Source organism: Aliterella sp. E5.1 (genome assembly GCF_057473825.1).
This window is the reverse complement of sequence record NZ_JBYCCV010000517.1, coordinates 1-960: the sequence shown is the minus strand read 5'-3', so window position 1 is coordinate 960 and position 960 is coordinate 1. Positions and strand designations below refer to the sequence as shown.

1 protein-coding gene is annotated in these 960 nt (G+C 42.9%); it reads right to left on the bottom strand.

The window, feature by feature from the left end; translation table 11 throughout:
* Positions 1-763 (bottom strand): SulP family inorganic anion transporter (locus AC2VE5_RS28700; protein WP_486890908.1); only part of this gene is annotated, 763 nt, incomplete at its 3' end.
* Positions 764-960: the final 197 nt, after the last annotated feature.

The window sequence follows — 960 nt, the reverse complement described above, 5'->3', positions numbered from 1 at the left end:
GGTTTTTATCACTAGGAGTATCGGTGAGTTCATCTAACAGTGAAGCTGTTAGCAACGATTCCAGCAAGCCAACGATCGCTAAGGTTAGGGCGTAAGGCACGATGATTTGTAGCGTTTCTATATTAAGCGGCACATTCGGCAGTAAAAAAGTAGGAAAGGCACTGGGCAACTCTCCCATATCGCCTACGGTGGGTACATCAATGTTGCCAAAAATTGAGGCGGCGGTTAGCACCACAATGGCAACTAATGGTGAAGGCACAACTTTTATAAATCTTGGTAAAATGTAGATGATCGCAAGTCCAATCACCGTCATGGCATAAACAATCCAAGACACGTTGTTAAGCTGGGGGAGTTGCGCCATAAAAATCAAAATGGCAAGGGCATTGACGAAGCCAATCATTACGGCGCGAGGAATGTACTTCATCTGGCGACCCAGTTTGCATACACCAAAGAGAATCTGCAAAATCCCTGTTACAATCGTTGCGGCAAATAAATATTGCACGCCATGCTCTTTTACTAAATCAATCATCAGCAGTGCCATTGCACCTGTTGCCGCTGAAATCAAGCCGGGTCGTCCTCCGGCAATTGCGGTCACTACTGCCATAGAAAAAGAGGCATATAGCCCGACTTTAGGATCAACTCCGGCAATAATGGAAAAAGCGATCGCTTCTGGAATTAGAGCTAGTGCCACAACTGCACCTGCTACTAGGTCTTTTTGAGTGTTAGAAAACCACTCTCGCTTTAAAGAAGTTGTTGCCTTCAAGTTTCCCCCTAAAATGATTATTAAAATAAAATTGCCAGAATTTTGGCACGTGCAAAACGTTCTGCTGATTATGTAAGTAAGAAATATCAATACAACAGATAAGTAGCATCACAGATGCTAGTAAGCTATATAGGTGAAGGTAAAACAATACCTATATAGCTACACTTCATGCTGTAACTAGAAAAGATGGCTCGTTA